At 64.5% G+C, this 17581-nt stretch carries 15 protein-coding genes; 6 read left to right on the forward strand and 9 right to left on the reverse strand.

The features are described 5' to 3' along the window. Positions 1–90: 90 nt before the first annotated feature. Positions 91–2829, reverse strand: coding sequence for a DNA mismatch repair protein MutS (gene mutS, locus AKG11_RS01030; RefSeq protein WP_050742643.1), 2739 nt, complete (start codon positions 2827–2829; stop codon positions 91–93). 114 nt (positions 2830–2943) lie between these two features. Between mutS and AKG11_RS01035 the strand changes: the two genes are divergently transcribed. Continuing rightward, entirely contained in the window at positions 2944–5229 is a 2286-nt protein-coding gene (locus tag AKG11_RS01035) for an NADP-dependent malic enzyme (protein WP_050742644.1), read from the forward strand. 135 nt (positions 5230–5364) lie between these two features. Here AKG11_RS01035 and AKG11_RS01040 read toward each other — a convergent pair whose 3' ends face one another. The 5 genes from AKG11_RS01040 to AKG11_RS01060 all read right to left on the reverse strand — a co-directional run bounded on the left by AKG11_RS01040 (position 5365) and on the right by AKG11_RS01060 (position 11107). Further along, positions 5365–6243, reverse strand: a complete 879-nt coding sequence (locus tag AKG11_RS01040; RefSeq protein WP_050742645.1) for a l-ornithine N(alpha)-acyltransferase — start codon at positions 6241–6243, stop codon at positions 5365–5367. 106 nt (positions 6244–6349) lie between these two features. Next, a complete protein-coding gene (locus AKG11_RS01045) occupies positions 6350–8644 on the reverse strand; it encodes a hybrid sensor histidine kinase/response regulator (protein WP_082342315.1) in 2295 nt (764 codons plus the stop codon). Between the two features lie 56 nt (positions 8645–8700). Beyond that, a complete protein-coding gene (gene lspA, locus AKG11_RS01050) occupies positions 8701–9192 on the reverse strand; it encodes a signal peptidase II (RefSeq protein ID WP_050742646.1) in 492 nt (163 codons plus the stop codon). Then, a complete protein-coding gene (locus AKG11_RS01055; protein WP_050742817.1) occupies positions 9189–10043 on the reverse strand; it encodes a TrmH family RNA methyltransferase in 855 nt (284 codons plus the stop codon). Before AKG11_RS01055 ends, lspA begins: the two co-directional genes overlap by 4 nt. Continuing rightward, positions 10040–11107 (reverse strand): class I SAM-dependent rRNA methyltransferase, encoded by a 1068-nt coding sequence (locus AKG11_RS01060; RefSeq protein ID WP_050742647.1) that lies wholly within the window; start codon positions 11105–11107, stop codon positions 10040–10042. Before AKG11_RS01060 ends, AKG11_RS01055 begins: the two co-directional genes overlap by 4 nt. A gap of 134 nt (positions 11108–11241) precedes the next feature. Between AKG11_RS01060 and AKG11_RS01065 the strand changes: the two genes are divergently transcribed. After that, a complete protein-coding gene (locus AKG11_RS01065) occupies positions 11242–11691 on the forward strand; it encodes an SRPBCC family protein (RefSeq protein WP_050742648.1) in 450 nt (149 codons plus the stop codon). A 12-nt stretch (positions 11692–11703) separates the two neighbouring features. On the opposite strand, the gene AKG11_RS01070 is transcribed toward AKG11_RS01065, so the two are convergent. From AKG11_RS01070 to sppA, 3 genes are read right to left on the reverse strand one after another with little or no spacing between them, the layout of a single operon-like run. Continuing rightward, complete coding sequence (locus tag AKG11_RS01070) at positions 11704–12048, reverse strand: LapA family protein (RefSeq protein ID WP_023513226.1); 345 nt, start codon at positions 12046–12048, stop codon at positions 11704–11706. Positions 12049–12092: 44 nt separating this feature from the next. Beyond that, positions 12093–12410, reverse strand: a complete 318-nt coding sequence (locus AKG11_RS01075) for an integration host factor subunit beta (RefSeq protein ID WP_160858077.1) — start codon at positions 12408–12410, stop codon at positions 12093–12095. 9 nt (positions 12411–12419) lie between these two features. Further along, positions 12420–13370, reverse strand: a complete 951-nt coding sequence (gene sppA / locus AKG11_RS01080; protein ID WP_023513228.1) for a signal peptide peptidase SppA — start codon at positions 13368–13370, stop codon at positions 12420–12422. A gap of 212 nt (positions 13371–13582) precedes the next feature. On the opposite strand from sppA, the gene lptC reads away from it, so the two are divergent. The 4 genes from lptC (at position 13583) to rpoN (ending at position 17365) form a co-directional block, all read left to right on the forward strand. After that, complete coding sequence (lptC, locus tag AKG11_RS01085) at positions 13583–14251, forward strand: LPS export ABC transporter periplasmic protein LptC (protein ID WP_037405977.1); 669 nt, start codon at positions 13583–13585, stop codon at positions 14249–14251. A gap of 7 nt (positions 14252–14258) precedes the next feature. Further along, complete coding sequence (locus AKG11_RS01090) at positions 14259–14822, forward strand: LptA/OstA family protein (protein WP_023515898.1); 564 nt, start codon at positions 14259–14261, stop codon at positions 14820–14822. 27 nt (positions 14823–14849) lie between these two features. Then, positions 14850–15647 (forward strand): LPS export ABC transporter ATP-binding protein, encoded by a 798-nt coding sequence (gene lptB, locus AKG11_RS01095; protein WP_371260032.1) that lies wholly within the window; start codon positions 14850–14852, stop codon positions 15645–15647. A 200-nt stretch (positions 15648–15847) separates the two neighbouring features. Beyond that, positions 15848–17365, forward strand: coding sequence for an RNA polymerase factor sigma-54 (rpoN, locus tag AKG11_RS01100; protein WP_371260033.1), 1518 nt, complete (start codon positions 15848–15850; stop codon positions 17363–17365). The last annotated feature ends 216 nt before the right edge of the window (positions 17366–17581 follow it).

Here is a 17581-nt window from a genome sequence, read left to right on the forward strand (position 1 = left end):
GCCGGCCTGCGTCCCGCTTCTCGTCGATCGCCCGTTCGGTTCGCATGCGCTATAGACCCTTTCCGCAGGCGAGGACAATGACCTCAGGCGCTAGCGATTGCCAAGTTCTTTCTTCAGCGCATAGAGGGCATCGAGCGCCTCGCGCGGCGTCATGTCGTCCGGGTTGAGGTCCTTCACCAGCGTCTCCACCTTCGACGGGCCGGAGCTGCGCTGGATCTCCTCGCGGCGCACCGCGACCTGGAACAGCGGCAGATCGTCGATGAGCTGGCTTGCCGGATTCTTGCGGTCCGCGTCCTCCAGCTTGGCCAGCACATCCTTGGCGCGTGAGACCACCGATGGCGGCAGGCCTGCAAGGCGTGCCACCTGGATGCCGTAGGAGCGGTCCGCCGCACCCGGGCCGACCTCGTGCAGGAAGATCACGTCGCCGTCCCATTCCTTGACGCGCATTGTGGCGTTGGAAAGACGGCCGAGCTTTTCCGACAGCACAGTCAGCTCGTGGAAATGCGTGGCGAAGAGACCACGGCAGCGATTGGCTTCATGCAGGTGCTCGACGGCGGCCCAGGCGATCGAAAGACCGTCGAAGGTCGCCGTGCCGCGGCCGATCTCATCAAGGATGACAAGCGAGCGGTCGGTCGCCTGGTTGAGGATTGCCGCCGTCTCAACCATTTCCACCATGAAGGTAGAGCGGCCGCGGGCAAGGTCGTCCGACGCGCCGACGCGCGAGAAGAGCCGGTCGACGACGCCGATATGGGCGCTTTCGGCCGGCACATAGGCCCCCATCTGGGCAAGGATGGCGATAAGCGCGTTCTGGCGCAGGAAGGTCGACTTACCGCCCATGTTCGGGCCGGTGAGCAGCCAGATCGCGCCGTGGCCCTTGCCATCAGAGGGCGAGAGATCACAGGAATTGGCGACGAAGGCGGCGGCCTGCTGGCGGCGCAGCGCCTGCTCGACCACCGGATGCCGCCCGCCGACAATGGCGAACATCGTGGAGCGATCCACGATGGGCCGGCAATAGGTCTGCTCCTCGGCGAGTGCCGCAAGCGCGGCAGAGACATCGACGACGGCGAGCGCCCGCGCGGCTGCCTTGATGGCCTCGGCTTCCGCCACCACCGCATCGACGAGGTCGTTGAACGCAGCAAGCTCGATGGCAAGCGCCCGGTCGGCGGCGTTGGCGATCTTCGTTTCCAGTTCGGACAGCACCGTCGTGGTGAAACGCATGGCGCCCGCCATGGTCTGGCGGTGGATGAAGCGTGCCTTCGCCTCGTCGCCGTCCGTCAGCGCCGAGGCATTGCCGGCGGAGACCTCGATGAAGTAGCCGAGCACGTTGTTGTGCTTGATCTTCAGCGACTTGACGCCCGTTTCCTCGGCATATTGCAGCTGCAGCCCGGCAATGACGCGGCGCGACTGGTCGCGCAGTGCCCGCATCTCGTCGAGTTCGCCATCCGCCCCCTCGCGAATGAACCCGCCGTCGCGCTTGAGGAGCGGCAGCTCGTCCGCGAGCATCACCGCCAGCCTGTGTGAGAGGTCGAGCGGCAGGGCACCCACAGCGTGCGCTGCCTCGGCGAGCTCGCCGCCCAGCTGCTCGCCCCCCATCAACCGGGCGACGTCGCCGGAGATCGAAAGGCCCTGCAGGATCGCGCCGAGATCGCGCGGCCCGCCCCGGCCGAGCGCAATGCGCGACAGGGCGCGCGGCATGTCGGGCAGCCGCTTCAGCACCGCGCGCAGATCCTCCGAGAAGGAGGGTCTGTCGCCAAGTACCCCAATCGAATCGAGCCGCGCGTTGATCGTGTCCGGATCGGTCAGCGGCGACATCAACCGCTCGGCGAGAAGGCGCGCACCGCCACTTGTCGCCGTGCGGTCGATCGCTTTCAGGAGCGTGCCGGAACGCTCGCCGGACAGGGTGCGCACCAGTTCGAGATTGGCGCGCGTCGCCGGATCGATGAAGAGCGTGGAGGCGGAGCTTTCCCGCTCCGGCCGGCCGAGCGGCGGGCGCTCGGCGATCTGCGTCTTTTCCACATAGGCGACGGCCGCCGACGCCGCGGCGAGTTCCGCGCGGGAGAAGGTCCCGAAACCGTCGAGCGTAGAGACGCCGAAATAGCGGGCGATGCGGCCTTCCGCCGTCGCGCTGTCGAAGAGCACGGCCGGCTGCGGCACGGCCACGCGGCCGAGCACGTCGAGTGCCGGGCGGAATTCCGGATCGTAGAACACGGTGTCCGGCACGATCAGTTCGCGCGGCTCGATGCGCAGGATATCGGCAAGAAGCTGGCTCTGGCTGGTTTCCGAAAGCCGGAAAATGCCGGTCGAAATATCGATCCAGGCAAGAGCCATCGAGGGCTCAGCCCCACCGCGAATGCGGGCGACGGCCATCAGGTAATTGGCGTCGGAAGGCGAGAGCAGCTTCTCCTCGGTCAGCGTGCCCGGCGTGACGAGGCGCACGACATCGCGCCGCACGACGGATTTCGAACCGCGCTTCTTCGCCTCCGCCGGGTCTTCGACCTGCTCGCAGACGGCGACACGGAAGCCGAGCGAAATCAGTCTCTGCAGATAGTCGTCGGCGGCGTGGACGGGCACGCCGCACATGGGGATATCGAGCCCCATATGCTGGCCACGCTTCGTCAGTGTGATACCGAGCGCGCGGGCGGCGTCCACGGCGTCCTGGAAGAACAGCTCGTAGAAATCACCCATGCGGTAGAACAGCATGCTGTCCGGGTTGGCCGCCTTGATTTCGATATACTGCTCCATCATCGGCGTTGCCGATGCGCGGCTTTCGTCAGTGGCAAGGTCTGCCGTCGACAGGATATCGTTCGGACGCACGATCTGATCGTTCACGGAGAGTCAGTTCTTCCTAAAAAAGAGGTGTCACCCTAGCCACGGGGCGCTATAGAAAACAACACCTGCGAGGAGTTATGGGCCTATCGCCCACAGGAGTGTGAAGGGGGAAGCATGCCGGGAACCGACAAATCCGACCGCCAGAGGGCAACAGTCACCGACACGGAGGCACTGGATTTCCACTCGTCCGGGCGCCCCGGAAAGCTTGAGATCACGCCGACCAAGCCGATGGCGACACAGCGCGACCTTTCGCTGGCCTATTCGCCGGGCGTCGCGGTACCGGTGAAGGCCATCGCTGCGGATCCGGCGACCGCCTACGACTATACGACACGCGGCAACATGGTCGCTGTCATCTCCAACGGCACCGCCATCCTCGGCCTCGGCAATCTCGGCGCTCTCGCCTCCAAGCCGGTCATGGAAGGCAAGTCGGTGCTCTTCAAGCGCTTTGCCGATGTCGATTCGATCGACCTCGAGGTCGATACCGAAAATGTCGACGAGTTCATCAACTGCGTGCGCTACCTCGGCCCCTCCTTCGGCGGTATCAACCTCGAGGACATCAAGGCACCCGACTGCTTCATCATCGAGCAGCGCCTGCGCGAACTGATGGACATCCCGGTCTTCCACGACGACCAGCACGGCACCGCCATCATCGCCGCCGCCGGCCTTATCAACGCGCTGGCGCTGACCGGCCGCGACTTCAAGACGACGAAGCTGGTCTGCAACGGCGCGGGCGCAGCCGCCATCGCCTGTATCGAACTCATCAAGGCAATGGGCTTTTCGCCCGAAAACGTCATTCTCTGCGACACCAAGGGCGTCATCTACCAGGGCCGCGAAGACGGCATGAACCAGTGGAAGTCCGCCCACGCGGTCAAGACCGACCGCCGTACGCTCACCGAAGCCATGGAAGGCGCCGACGTTGTCTTCGGCCTTTCGGCCAAGGGCGCGCTTTCGGAGGAGATGATCCGCTCCATGGCGCCGCGGCCGGTCATCTTTGCCATGGCCAATCCCGACCCGGAAATCACCCCGGAAGAGGTCGCCCGCATCCGTGACGACGCGATCGTGGCGACCGGCCGCTCGGACTACCCGAACCAGGTCAACAACGTCCTCGGCTTCCCCTATATCTTCCGCGGCGCGCTCGACGTGCGCGCCTCCACGATCAACGACGCGATGAAGATCGCTGCGGCCGAGGCGCTTGCCCATCTCGCCAAGGAAGACGTGCCAGATGACGTCGCCGCCGCCTATCAGGGCGTGCGCCCGCGTTTCGGCGCGCAGTACATCATTCCCGTGCCCTTCGACCCGCGCCTCATCTCGGCGATCCCCGTCGCCGTCGCCAAGGCCGCGATGGAAACCGGCGTCGCGCGCAAGAACATCCCCGACCTCGACGCCTACGCTCGTGACCTCAGGGCACGCCGCGACCCGATCGCCTCGACGCTCCAGCAGATCTATGCCCGCGTGCGCCGCCAGCCGAAGCGTGTCGTCTTTGCGGAGGGTGAGGAAGAGCAGATGATGCGCGCCGCCGTGTCCTATGCCAACCAGCAGCTCGGCACCGCCATCCTGCTCGGCCGCGAGGAACACATCCGCGAGACGGCGGAACGTGCCGGCATCGATCTCGACCGGCCGGGCATCGAGCTGGTCAATGCCCGCATCTCCAAGCGCAACAACGTCTATATCGACTATCTCTATGCCCGCCTGCAGCGCAAGGGCTTCCTCTATCGCGACGCCCAGCGCCTGATCCACAACGACCGCAACCATTTCGCGGCCTGCATGGTGGCGCTCGGCGATGCGGACGGCATGGTGACGGGCCTCACCCGCAACTATTCCACCGCGCTGGAAGACGTGCGCCGCTGCATCGACGCCAAGCCCGGCCACCGGGTCATCGGCGCGTCTCTCGCGCTCTGCCGCGGCCGTGCCGTGCTGGTCGCCGACACCGCGGTGCACGACATGCCCTCCTCGGAGGAGCTGGCCGACATCGCGGAGGAAGCGGCCGGTCTCGCCCGCCGCCTCGGTTACGAGCCGCGCGTCGCCATGCTTGCCTACTCCACCTTCGGCCACCCCTCTGGCGAGCGCTCGGAACGGGTGCGTGAAGCGGTGAAGATCCTCGACCGCCGCCGCGTCGATTTCGAGTATGACGGCGAGATGGCGGCCGATGTGGCGCTCAACCCGCGCATCATGGAGCAGTATCCGTTCTGCCGCCTCTCCGCCCCGGGCAACGTGCTCGTCATGCCGGCGTTCCACTCGGCATCGATCTCGACGAAGATGCTGCAGGAACTCGGCGGCTCGACGGTGATCGGCCCGCTGCTCGTCGGTCTCGACAAGTCGGTGCAGATCGTCTCGATGGGCGCAAAGGACAGCGACATCGTCAACATGGCGGCGCTGGCGGCCTATAATTCCGGTGTCTGACACGCCGGAGCGTTCCCGCACGCCGCTGCGGGAACGCCTTGCCTTCGCCCCTGCCGCGAACGCAAAAAAAGCCGCCCGTCCCGGAGGTCGGGAACGGGCGACAAATCAGACTATGCTGACCTTCAATGAAACTGTTTAGCTGGCGAAACGCCCGGCATCCGCGCCGTAGTAGTTGAGGTAGCGACCCGAGATCTTGCCGATCGGCAGCACGATCAGAACATCCGTCGTGTTGAAGCCGTGATCGACGACGGCACCGCTGCCGACAGTCGCGCCAAGGCGCAGATAGCCCTTGATGAGCGGCGGCAATGCCGACAGCGCCTTGCGCGTGTCGATACCTTCCGACGGCATCAGGTCCATGGTGCGGAAGAGTTCCGGCCGGGCCGAAACGGTCCATTCGTCCTTCGCCAGCACGTTGTGGTGCAGGAAGGATAGCGCCAGCGCGTGCTCCTCCGGCACGATGCCGTGGAAGGAGGCGCAGCCGAACATCACATCGATGCCGTGCTTCAGCGAATAGGCCCAGTTGCCCTGCCAGAGCAGTTCCACCGTGCGCTTGGTGCGGTAGGCCGGCAGCACGCAGGACCGGCCGAGCTCCATGAAGCGCTTTTCCGGATGACGCGCGATCAGCGCGTCGACGTCGAATTCCGACTGGGAATAGAAACCGCCGGAGACCGCGGCGACGTCCTGGCGCAGCAGGCGGTAGGTGCCGACGATCTGCTCTTCCGCATCGCCCTCGATCGAGGTGTCGAGCACGAGGAGATGGTCGCAGACCATGTCCCAGGCGTCGATATCGCGCTTGCGGCGAACGGCGTCCGGCGAAAGCTTCGCCTGCATCTCCTCGGCGAAAACGCGGTAGCGCACGGCCTGGGCTGCGTCGATTTCCGTGACCGAACGGGCGATGCGTGTTTCGAGATTGCCGATGCGGCCGAGCACATCCGTACCCGAGCGGCCCGCGGCCGGGGCCGTCTTCTGGAGAATCTCTGCCGGTGCGATGGTCTGGGCGAGGTCGAGCGTCATGGCAGTGTACCCGTCAAACGAAACTTCGCGGTTTTAACCACGATTCTGCAACAAGATAATGACGCAAGGCCTGCTTGGATAGCGAAAAGCCGTAAGCCGGCGAAGATCAGGCGGATGCGCGCCGGGCGAGGCGGGCGATTTCCGCAATCAACTGAACGGGATCGGCGGGCTTGGCCAGCACGGCATCGGCGCCTGTCGCCAGAAGCTCCTCGTGCAGCCCCGTCCGGCTGTCCGCCGTCAGCACGACAACCGGCAGGCGGGCATTGCCGTAATCGCACCGCACGATGCGGGTGATCATCTCCTTGCCCTCGCCGCCGGGCATGCCGAGATCGGTGAGGATGAGATCGGCGGCAAAGGGTCCTGCATCCGTCGCCCCCGCAAGCGCGGAGACAAGGGCCGGATAGTCCGGCACATGGCGTACGATATGGCCGGCCCGCTCCAGCACCGAGCGCACCAGCATGGCATTGACCGGATCGTCTTCGGCGAGAAGGATGCGCGCACCCGTCGGGACTGCCTCTACCGGCTCGGCGGCGGCGGGCGGCAGATCCTTCAGGATCGGGCGATTGTCGTTGATCGCATCGCGCACCTCGATGCCCTTCATGCGGCCGCGCAGCACCTCGACCAGCGAGCGTTCGCGCAGAGGTCGGATGAGCCAGGAATCGTAGCCTTCGCCATTGCCGATCGCGCGGCCGCTGCGCTCCTCCGGATTGACGAGATAGATCCGGCGCGCACGGCTGTCGCGGAACATCGCAATGTCGGCAAGCTCCCGGCGAAACACGCCGGCAAGGCGGTTGTCGACGATGATGTCGGTCAGCTCGACCCGCTTGCCGGCAAGGCCTTGGGCAAGGTCGAGCGCCTCGTCGAGACCTGTCGCCAGATGGCAAGTGCCGCCGAGCGCAGCGATGGTACGCACCAGCGCCCTGGAGGCCGGGCCGGCGGGCGCCAGAAGGAAGACCACGCTGCCCTTCAGAACGCCCTTGCGCGCACCGCCCGCGCCCGCGACCTTGTGCGGGCGATCGACCGGCATGCGGATGGTGAAGGTACTGCCCTTGCCGGGCGTGCTTTCAAGCGTCAGCGCACCACCGGCCTCACTGAGGATGCGGGCGGAAATGGCAAGGCCAAGGCCGGTGCCGCCACTGCGCTGGGCGGTGCTTCCGGTCTGCTCGAACTCATGGAAGATGCGCGCCTGTTCTTCGGCATTCATGCCGGGCCCGCTGTCGGTGACGCGGATGATAACGGCGCCGCGATCGAGCGTGGTTTCCAGAAGGACGCCACCCGTGTGGGTGAATTTCACCGCATTGCCGACGACGTTGTAGAGCACCTGGCGCAGGCGCGGCGCATCATAGAGGAGAAGGCCCGGCACGTCGGGCGAGACGTAGGAGCCGATCTCGATGCCCTTTTCATGGGCACGATGGGAGAGCATTTCCACGACGCTTTCCAGCATCGGCCGGACCGGCTCTTCCGAGGGGCGCAGCTGGAAGCGGCCAGCCTCGATGGTGGAAAAGTCGAGAAGATCATCGACGAGCTGGACGAGCGCGTGGCCGGACTGGCGCATGCCGGCAAGGTAGTTCTTCTGCTCGGCCGTCAGCCGTGTCTGGCCGATGAGATGCGACATGCCGAGGATGCCCGACAACGGCGTGCGGATCTCATGGCTGACGGTGGCGAGCAGACGGGACTTTGCCGCGCTCGCCTCCTCGGCGCGCTGGCGGGCGCGCTCGCGCTCCCCCTCGGCACGGCGCTCTTCGGTGACATCACGGGCGATGGAATGCACGACGAGATCGCCGGATACGGGATCGCGCACCGTGACATCGTGCCAGGAATAGATGCGTTTGCCCGCCGGGCCCTCGACATCGACGTCGTAGCGATGAGCGATGGCCTGTGAGCGGAAGGTGAGGCCGAGCCCCTCGCAGGTTCGCCCGACGACCTCGCTTGCACCCGTCAGGTCGCTGAGAACGGCATTGGCGCTGAGAATGCGGCCATCGAGCGCGCGCATGACGACGATGTCGCCGAGCACGTCATGGATGGCGGAGAGGATTTCAGAGGTCTCGCTACGCTCCCAGGAGCGGTCATGTGTCGTCTCGATGCCGGATGCCGGTCGATGCGCGCGCAAGAGAAAGACTCCACCGGCAATACCGGCCAGGCCGAGCACGACAGCGGCGATGTAGAACCCGGCGGCAATGCCGGTGGCCAGCACGAACGCACCGAACAGCAGGCCGACGCCGGCGACCATGCTGCGGACCATCGCATGGCTTTCCGGCTCGGACTTGGGGGCGGGCACCGTCGCCGCAACGGCTTGCGGATCGGCCGCCGCATCCGTCTGTGTGCGTGTACGGCCTGAAGGGCGCGGCGCTTCGACAAATTCGGCCTTGAGCCGGTCTTGTAGCTTCACAGGTTCGCTCATGACCGTCCGCATAACACGCGGACCGTTCAAATCGGCTTCAGCAAGTCGTTCGAATTTTAACGATCGCGCCGGCGCAGCAGGAGGAGTTCATCGAGGATGACCAGTGCGGCGCCGATAGTGATGAACGTGTCGGCGAGATTGAATACCGCGAAGGACCAGGTTTCCGTATAGAAAAGCACGTAGTCGATGACGTAGCCGAAGATGACCTTGTCGATGATGTTGCCGAAGGCGCCTGCGATGATGAAGGCATAACCGGCATGGGCGACGCCCCGCGCCTTCGGCGTCTGGCGCCAGAGCCACACGACGAAGCCGACAACGAAGAGCCGCAGCGCGATGATGAACCAGGTCTCCATGCCCGAGAGCATCGAGAAGGCGACGCCGTAGTTGTAGGTGCGGTAGAGCGCCAGCATCGGCATCACATGCACCGCTTCCTGGAAGGGAAGCCACATCTCGACGGCGAATTTCACCACCTGGTCGACGGCGAGCGCCAGGAGGATGACGACGACGACAGGTATCGGCCGGGACATCAGCGGAATGCGTTCGCTCATGCGCGGGCTTCCAGCGTCAGCAGGTGACGGCGGGCTTCGAAGAGCATGATGCCGGTGGCGATGGCAAGATTGAGCGAATCGGCGCGGCCAGCCTGCGGGATGCGGGCAAGCGCATCCGCTGCCCGGGCCAGCTCGTCCGGCAGGCCGGATTGCTCGTTGCCCATCAGGAGAACGACGGGTTTCTTCCTGTAATCGATGGTGCGGTAATCGACGGCGCCGGCAAGGTGCGTCGCGACGACCTCGACACCCGCCGCCTTCTTCCAGGCGAGGAAATCGGCAACGTTCGTCTTGACCAGCGGCACGGCGAAGACCGAGCCCATCGTAGCGCGCACGGTCTCCATCGAGAACGGATCGGTCGCCTCGCCGACGAGGATGACGCCGCTCGCGCCCGCCGCATCTGCCGTGCGGATGATCGTTCCAAGATTGCCGGGATCGCGCACCCGGTCGAGCGCGACATAGGTCTCGCCGGTCTGCGGCTTCAGGTCCCGGAGCGGCGTCCAGCGCTGGGTGAAGATGCCGACGACCATCTGCGGATTGTCTCGTCTGGTGATCGAGGCCAACACCTTCTCGCTGACTTCCAGCACCAGTCCGCCGCGCGCCACCGTCTTCGTCGCGCACTGCACGACCTGGGGCTTTTCCTTCACGTTCTTGGCATAGACCAGCGTCCGGATCTCGAAGCCGAGCTCCAGCGCGTCGATGACCAGCTTCAGGCCTTCCGCCATGAAGCTCTTCGTTTCGTCGCGGTCCTTCTTGTTGGCGAGCGCCTTGATGTCCTTGACGATCGGGTTCGAAAGGCTCGTCACCTCCTTCACCTGGCCGACACGGCGCGTGGGAGAATGATCGTGGCTCATGCGCTGACCCATCGGCTGAAGAGGGAGGTGGAGAGCGCACGTCCGGCATCCCTGCCGTCAGGGCCGCTCTCGCGGATGACGAGTTCGCCCGATTCCACCGTGCCGCCGGCACCGCGCATGGTCTCGCGCATCAGTTCGTGGATGGAGTAGAAGCTCGCGCGGATCGAATAGGCCGTCAGCACGAGGCCGATCGCCTTGGGCGACAGGATTTCCCGGCAGACGTCCAGCATCAGCGGCAGATGGTCGAAGAGGTGCCAGACCTCGCCGTTCGGGCCGCGGCCGAATTTCGGCGGATCGGTCAGGATGATGTCGTATTTGCTGCCGCGGCGCTCCTCGCGCTGGATGAACTTCATCGCATCCTCGCAGATCCAGCGGATCGGCAGCTTTTCCATGCGGCCGAGCGTCTGATTCTCGCGCGCCCAGCCGATCGCCTTCTTGGAGGCATCGACATGGGTGACTTCCGCACCGGCGCTGGCGGCGACCAGCGAGGCGACGCCGGTATAGCCGAAGAGGTTGAGCACCTTGACAGGCCGGCCGGCCGTTTCGACCTTCTCCTTCATCCAGCTCCAGTGGGCGAGCTGTTCCGGGAAGACGCCGACATGGCGGAAGGCGGTGAAGCGGCCGTGGAAATCGACGCCGAGCAAGTGCATCGGCCAGGTCTCGCCGAGCGCAGCCTTGGGGAATTTCCAGCGCCCCATGCCGTCCTCATCCGTATCGCCGGTGAAAAGCGCGTCCGCCTTGTCCCAGATGCCCGGGAGGCTGCGTTGCCAGAGCGCCTGCGCTTCCGGCCGCACGATGCGGTAAGGGCCGTATTGTTCGAGCTTTTCTCCGGCGCCGCTGTCGATCAGGCGATACTGGTCGGACCCTGCGGTTTCCAGGATGACCGGCACGCGTTCGGCCGGCTTTTCGCCTTCGCGGCGCATCAACGGGCGTGCCGGCGCCTCGGGAGCCGGGCGCGGCTCCCTCTTCGGCGGGGCGGAGGCCTTTGCGGCCGGGACCTTCTCGACGCGCGCCCTGGCGGGCGCGGCGGGGCCGCTCTTCGGCCGGCGGTGTCTGTCCTTCACGATCGATCGTCCGTCGTCGGTTGAATTTCTCGCCGGCAATGCCGGAAAACAAGCGGTCCCCATACCATCCCTCCCCCACTTGGCAAAGCGCTTTCCGATTGCGATAGTTTTGCTTCAATGAAGGAGGATCGATCATGGACATGTCCGGCGAAGAACGCATTGCTGCCCCGCGCGAGGCCGTCTGGGCGGCACTCAACGATCCGGATGTACTGAAGGCCTGTATCCCGGGCTGTCAGTCGCTCACCATGAAATCACCGAACGAGCTGGAAGCCACCGTGAAGATCAAGATCGGCCCCGTCTCTGCCAGCTTCAGCGGCGAAGTGACGCTGTCGAACCTTAACCCGCCCGAGAGCTACACGATCTCCGGCGAAGGCAAGGGCGGCATTGCGGGTTTTGCCAAGGGCGGCGCGGATGTGCGGCTCACCGAGGACGGCGACGGCACGATTCTCGCCTATGACGTCAAGGCACAGATCGGCGGCAAGCTCGCGCAGCTCGGCTCACGTCTCATCGATTCGACGTCAAAGAAGCTCGCGACGCAATTCTTTGCCGATCTCGGCACAAAGCTGAACGGGGGCGCGGCCTGACGCGGGAAGCGCCTACTTCCCGGAAACCGGCAGCATTGCCTGCGAGGCGATGGCCTCCGCGCGCGTCTTGTGCTTTTCCGCCTCACCGTGCCACTTGACGGCTTCGCTCGCCTCGATGCGGGCACGCTTGCGGTATTTGCCCTGGGTGAACCAGGTGGCGAGCGAGCCGATCACCAGGCCGAAGATCACCGCGAGGAAGAGATAGACGAAGAACGGCGCGGTGACGGAGAGCACGCTGTCTTCCGGCCGGAACGGATTGAGCGCCAGCGTCACCGATTGCCGGTTCGCCACCGACAGCACGATCAGCACGATGCCGATCGGGATGAGCACGAGGATGTTGACTACTCTCTTGATCATGGCGTCACCTTTCTGGCGCAAGGCGCCGGTCGGGCGCCCGCGCTTTAGTCGTCCTGGTCGGCCTGGCCGGGGTTCAGCCGCTCGCGCAGCTCCTTGCCGGTCTTGAAGAAGGGAACCCACTTCTCCTCGACGAAGACCGCATCGCCCGTGCGCGGGTTGCGCCCCGAGCGAGAAGGGCGGTTCTTGACGGAGAAGGCGCCGAAGCCGCGCAGCTCCACCCGGTTTCCGCCGGCGAGCGCATCGGTGATCTCATCGAGCACCGCGTTGACGATGTTCTCGACGTCGCGGTGGTAAAGGTGGGGATTGCGCGCGGCGACAATCTGAACCAGTTCCGACTTGATCACAGTATCCCCCTCAAAAATTCTTGTTTTTCAATCGCGATCAACCTGCCAAACCGAGACCAGACCGTCAAGAAACAACTTTTCGCCGGTCAGCTTTTCGATCGTCGGTTGAAAGTCGAGCGGCAGGCCGAGAATGGAGCGAGCAAAGTCGCGCAGACTGGCGCCCATGAAGGAGAAGCCCGAGCGGTTCGTCGATCGATAATCCACGAAGGGAAGATCGGCCGATACCTTGCGCTCTTCGAGATAGGCGCGAATCTCTTCAGGACCGCCGAGCTGGTCGACGAGCTTGGCGGCAAGCGCCTGGCGACCCGTGAATATGCTGCCGTCGGCAAGGCGCAGCACCTCGGCGCGCGGCAAATTGCGGCGCTCGACGACGAGGTCGACGAACCAGTCGTAGCTGTCCATCACCATGGCGCGGATCATCGTCTTGGCCTCCTCGCTGGCCGGATGGAACGGCGAGGGTTCGGCCTTCAGAGGTGCGGATTTGATCTCCTCGAGCGAGACCCCGATCTTGTCCATCAGTTCCTTCATCTGCGGATACTGGAAGAGCACGCCGATCGAGCCGGTGATCGAGCTTTCGCCCGCGATGATCGTGTCGCCGGCCGTCGCGATCATGTAACCGGCGGAAGCAGCGAGCGTGCGCACGTCGGAGACGACGGGCTTCTTTTCCGCCACCTTGCGCAGCGCCTTGAAGATCACCTCGCCGCCATAGGTGGTGCCGCCGGGCGAGGAGATCGTCACGACCAGCGCCTTCGCCCGGTCGTTGCGGGCGATACGGTCGAGGCGTTCCAGGAGTTCGGCATCGTCCTGGATGATGCCGGTGATGCTGACACGGGCGATATGGTCGCGTGCGCCGCTATCCGGCCAGCGCCACGCAGCCGCGGCGAAAACGGCGAGAAGCGCAATCCCAATGGCGGCGATGCGCCAGAAGGTCAGCTTGCGGCGGAGCTGCCGGCGGTCGGCGATGGCGGAGTGATCCATTCCCTGTCCCTAATTCTGGTGGCCGCCCGGTTGCGGGGTGGCTTGCCGAAGGCCCTATCGATATGGCATTCCAGACGCAAATGGCAATTCGTCGCTGAACTTTCCTGGGCAGACATTGTTTGTTGAGGAATAATCGCCATATGGGGGCCGTTATCGACAGGACCCCTCGTTTCGCAGCGAAGGCCATATCGGCACTCTATCTTGCAGGCACAATGCTGGACACCGTGACAGAAGCACCGTCGGGTGCACAGGGCATAGGCGCTTCTGCCGAGGCTTACCGCCTCGCGACGCGGCATTCTGCCCGCGTGCGCTTCCTGAAGGTCGCCCTGCCGGTCGCCGCCATCGTCATCGGCGTCATCTTCGTCATCGTCTCCATCGTGCGCACCTATGTTCCGTCCAACCTGCAGGTGGAAAGCGCCACCATCGAGGACGGCAAGATCGTGATGCGCAATCCGGCGATTTCCGGCCGCAACAAGGATGGCGTCAGCTACTCCATGAAAGCCGAGCGCGCACTTCAGGACATGAAGCAGCCGGACGTGCTGACGCTGGAAAACATCAAGGCGAAGGTGCCGGTCAACGAAAGCACGATTGCCGAAGTCGTCGCCGCCACCGGGGTCTACGACCGTGGCAAGAACCTGCTCGACATGATCGCCCCCTTCACTATCAGCCTCAGCACCGGCCTCGAAGCCGCCTTCCGCTCCGCCCATCTCGATATCGACGGCGGCAACATGTCGACGCAGGAGCCGGTTTCCATCCGCTCGCGCGAAGCATCCATTGTTGCGCAGTCGCTGAGAATGACGGATAAAGGCCGGATCGTCGTCTTCGAGGGCAAGGTCGTCGTCGACGTCGACCCCGCCGCCATCCGCAACCGAGAAAAGTAAGAGCGCCATGTTCGCCACTCTCTCCGCCCCGCTCCGGGCCGCCAGCATCTCCGTTCTTGCCGCAAGCCTCGCGCTGATCTCGGTTCCCGCGGGCGCCCAGCAGACGTCGAGCCGCATGAAGGGCATGCAGCTGTCGAACGACAAGCCGATCCAGATCCAGAGCGACAAGCTCGAGATCCGCGACCAGGAGAACAAGGCCGAGTTTTCCGGCAATGTGAAGGTCGTGCAGGGTACGACCACGCTGCAGGCGGGCAAGATGGTCGTCTACTACGCTGCCGGCGGTGGCGGTTCGGTGGCCAGCGGCGATGCGGACATCGAGAAGATCGACGTTTCGGAAAAGGTCTACCTGAAATCCGGCACGCAGGAAGCGACAGCCGACACCGGCACGTTCAACCTCGTCAACGAGACCCTGCTTCTCAAGGGCGAGAAGGTCGTTCTGTCGGAGGGCAAGAACGTCTTCGTCGGCTGCCAGCTGACCGTGACCATGCGCACGGGCGAGGCCAAGCTCGACGCCTGCGGCGGCCGTGTCATGATCCAGCTCGACCCCAAGTCCCGCAAGACCACGAACTGATATAGCGCCCGAACCGTGTCCTCCTCTTTGCTCTCCCGTCTGACGCGCCGCCCAAGGAAGGTTGCGCCGGAGCCCCAGCGCAGCGCCGATCTTTCGCGCTACGACGGGACCCTCATTGCCCGCGGGCTGACCAAGAGCTATCGCGACCGCTGTGTCGTCAACGGCGTGTCGCTCGTCGTGCGCCGCGGCGAGGCCGTCGGCCTGCTCGGCCCGAACGGTGCAGGCAAGACGACCTGTTTCTACATGATCACCGGTCTCGTGCCTGTCGATGTGGGCTCGATCGAGATCAACGGCAACGACGTCACGACCATGCCGATGTATCGGCGCGCGCGTCTCGGCGTCGGCTATTTGCCGCAGGAAGCCTCGATCTTTCGCGGGCTGACGGTGGAGGAGAACATCCGGGCGGTTCTGGAAGTGCACGACAAGGACAAGGCCAGGCGCGAGCAGAAGCTCGACAGCCTGCTTGCCGAATTCTCGATCTCGCACCTGCGCAAGTCGCCGGCCATCGCGCTGTCGGGCGGCGAGCGGCGACGTCTCGAAATTGCCCGGGCTCTTGCGACCGACCCGACCTTCATGTTGCTCGACGAACCCTTTGCCGGTGTCGATCCGATTTCCGTCGCCGACATCCAGGCGCTGGTGCGCCATCTCACCTCGCGCGGCATCGGCGTCCTCATCACCGACCACAATGTGCGCGAGACGCTGGGCCTCATCGACCGCGCCTATATCATCCATGCCGGCGAAGTGCTGACCCATGGCCGGGCGAACGATATCGTCGCCAATCCGGATGTGCGCCGCCTCTATCTTGGCGATAATTTCAGCCTCTGACGCAAACCCCATGCGTGATTGCTGCGATTTTCACCAAGTTGGCGGCTGGCGCTTGACCAAACCCATCAAAAAAGCAATTTTTGGGCCAGTTGGATTTCGCCTCCTGGATCCTGTCGGTCGGAGGCTGCTTTTCCGGGGAGTAGAGCGTCCGCATGGCACTCGCAGCCAGCCTTTTCCTGCGCCAGAACCAGTCGCTGGTGATGACCCCCCAGCTCATGCAGTCCATCCAGCTTCTGCAGATGACTCATGTCGAGCTCAACCAGTTTATCGCGCAGGAAGTCGAAAAGAATCCGCTCCTGGAGATCGCCTCCGGTGAGGAGGGCGCGCGGGAAAACGAACGCGGCAGCGAGGATTATGCCCTGCCGAGCGAAGATCGCGGCCATGCAGAAGGCAGCAGCAGCGAAGAAGGCTTCCAGCCGGATCTTTATGACAACGCGACCAGCGGCAGCGCCGGTAGCGCGCCCGAAACGCTTGACGGCGGCCTCGAAAACGTCTTTCCCGACGATACCGGCCCCCACGCCGCCGACGCGCCGGAGCTCATCGGCCAGTGGAAATCCATGCCTGGCGGCGGCGAGGACAGCGAAGGTTACGACCTCGATGACTTCGTGGCGACCCGCAAGACGCTGCGCGATGTGCTGAACGAGCAGATTCCCTTCATCCTTCCCGATGCAGTCGATCGACTGGTCGCCCAGCATCTCGTCGACCAGCTCGACGAGGCCGGCTATCTCCAGGGCAGCACGGCCGAGACGGCGTTGCGCCTCGGCAAGCCGGTGGCTGACATCGACCGCGTGCTCTACCGCCTGCAGGAACTCGATCCGCCCGGCGTCTTTGCCCGCTCGCTCAGCGAATGCCTCGCCATCCAGCTGAAGGCGAAGGACCGGCTCGACCCGGCCATGGCCGCGCTCGTCGATAACCTCGAACTGCTCGCCCGACGCGATTTCGCAACACTGAAGAAACTTTGCGGCGTCGGCGAGGAGGACCTCATCGACATGCTGGCGGAAATCCGCAAGCTCGATCCCAAACCCGGCACGCGCTATGAGAACAGCGCCTCGGAGGCCGTGGTGCCTGATATCGTCGTGCGCGCTGCACCGGACGGAACCTGGCATGTCGAGCTCAATGCCGACACACTGCCGCGCGTGCTCGTCAACCGCGACTATTACGCCTCCGTCTCCAGCCGTACGCGCCGCGACAGCGCGGATTCCGGCTTCCTCAACGAATGCCTGCAGACAGCCAACTGGCTGACGCGCAGCCTCGACCAGCGCGCCCGCACCATCATGAAGGTGGCGACCGAGATCGTGCGCCAGCAGGATGCCTTCCTGATGTACGGGGTCGACCACCTGCGCCCGCTGAACCTGAAGACGGTCGCCGAGGCGATCAAGATGCACGAATCGACGGTGAGCCGCGTCACCTCGAACAAGTACATGCTGACGCCGCGCGGGCTCTTCGAGCTGAAATATTTCTTCACGGTCTCGATCGGCTCGGCGGAAGGCGGTGATTCCCATTCGGCCGAAAGCGTGCGCCACCGCATCCGCACCATGATCGCCCAGGAGCAGCCCGACGCGGTGCTCTCGGACGACGATATCGTCGATGTCCTGCGTCAGGGCGGCGTCGACCTTGCCCGCCGCACCGTGGCAAAATACCGCGAGGCGATGAACATCCCCTCCTCCGTGCAGCGGCGGCGGGAAAAGCGGGCGCTGGCCAAAGCCGCCGCGTCGTGAAGCAAAGCCGGGATATCAGGCCTTTGCGTATGACAGACGTTAAGATTGCGTGAACTCGGGAATTGACTTCGTTAACGGGACGGGCTAATGCGCGCCCCACTTCCGAAGGGAAGGCAGACCGGAATTCCAGATATATCCCCACTTTTCTGGAGTGTGCGATGCAAAAAACAGCGCATGCGTGAAACGCTTGGAACGTGGATAAGGTTGGAATAGACT

The organism is Shinella sp. SUS2, assembly GCF_001262505.1.
Classification (GTDB): Bacteria; Pseudomonadota; Alphaproteobacteria; order Rhizobiales; family Rhizobiaceae; genus Shinella.

Excerpts from the sequence above, each read along its gene's own strand:
- sppA (WP_023513228.1), bottom strand. The coding sequence starts at position 13,370 with ATGGATCACTCCGCCATCGCCGACCGCCGGCAGCTCCGCCGCAAGCTG.
- AKG11_RS01090 (WP_023515898.1), top strand. The coding sequence starts at position 14,259 with ATGTTCGCCACTCTCTCCGCCCCGCTCCGGGCCGCCAGCATCTCCGTT.
- AKG11_RS01055 (WP_050742817.1), bottom strand. The coding sequence starts at position 10,043 with ATGAGCCACGATCATTCTCCCACGCGCCGTGTCGGCCAGGTGAAGGAG.
- rpoN (WP_371260033.1), top strand. The coding sequence starts at position 15,848 with ATGACCCCCCAGCTCATGCAGTCCATCCAGCTTCTGCAGATGACTCAT.
- AKG11_RS01035 (WP_050742644.1), top strand. The coding sequence starts at position 2,944 with ATGCCGGGAACCGACAAATCCGACCGCCAGAGGGCAACAGTCACCGAC.
- AKG11_RS01045 (WP_082342315.1), bottom strand. The coding sequence starts at position 8,644 with ATGAGCGAACCTGTGAAGCTACAAGACCGGCTCAAGGCCGAATTTGTC.
- AKG11_RS01065 (WP_050742648.1), top strand. The coding sequence starts at position 11,242 with ATGGACATGTCCGGCGAAGAACGCATTGCTGCCCCGCGCGAGGCCGTC.
- lptC (WP_037405977.1), top strand. The coding sequence starts at position 13,583 with ATGCTGGACACCGTGACAGAAGCACCGTCGGGTGCACAGGGCATAGGC.
- lspA (WP_050742646.1), bottom strand. The coding sequence starts at position 9,192 with ATGAGCGAACGCATTCCGCTGATGTCCCGGCCGATACCTGTCGTCGTC.
- AKG11_RS01040 (WP_050742645.1), bottom strand. The coding sequence starts at position 6,243 with ATGACGCTCGACCTCGCCCAGACCATCGCACCGGCAGAGATTCTCCAG.
- AKG11_RS01070 (WP_023513226.1), bottom strand. The coding sequence starts at position 12,048 with ATGATCAAGAGAGTAGTCAACATCCTCGTGCTCATCCCGATCGGCATC.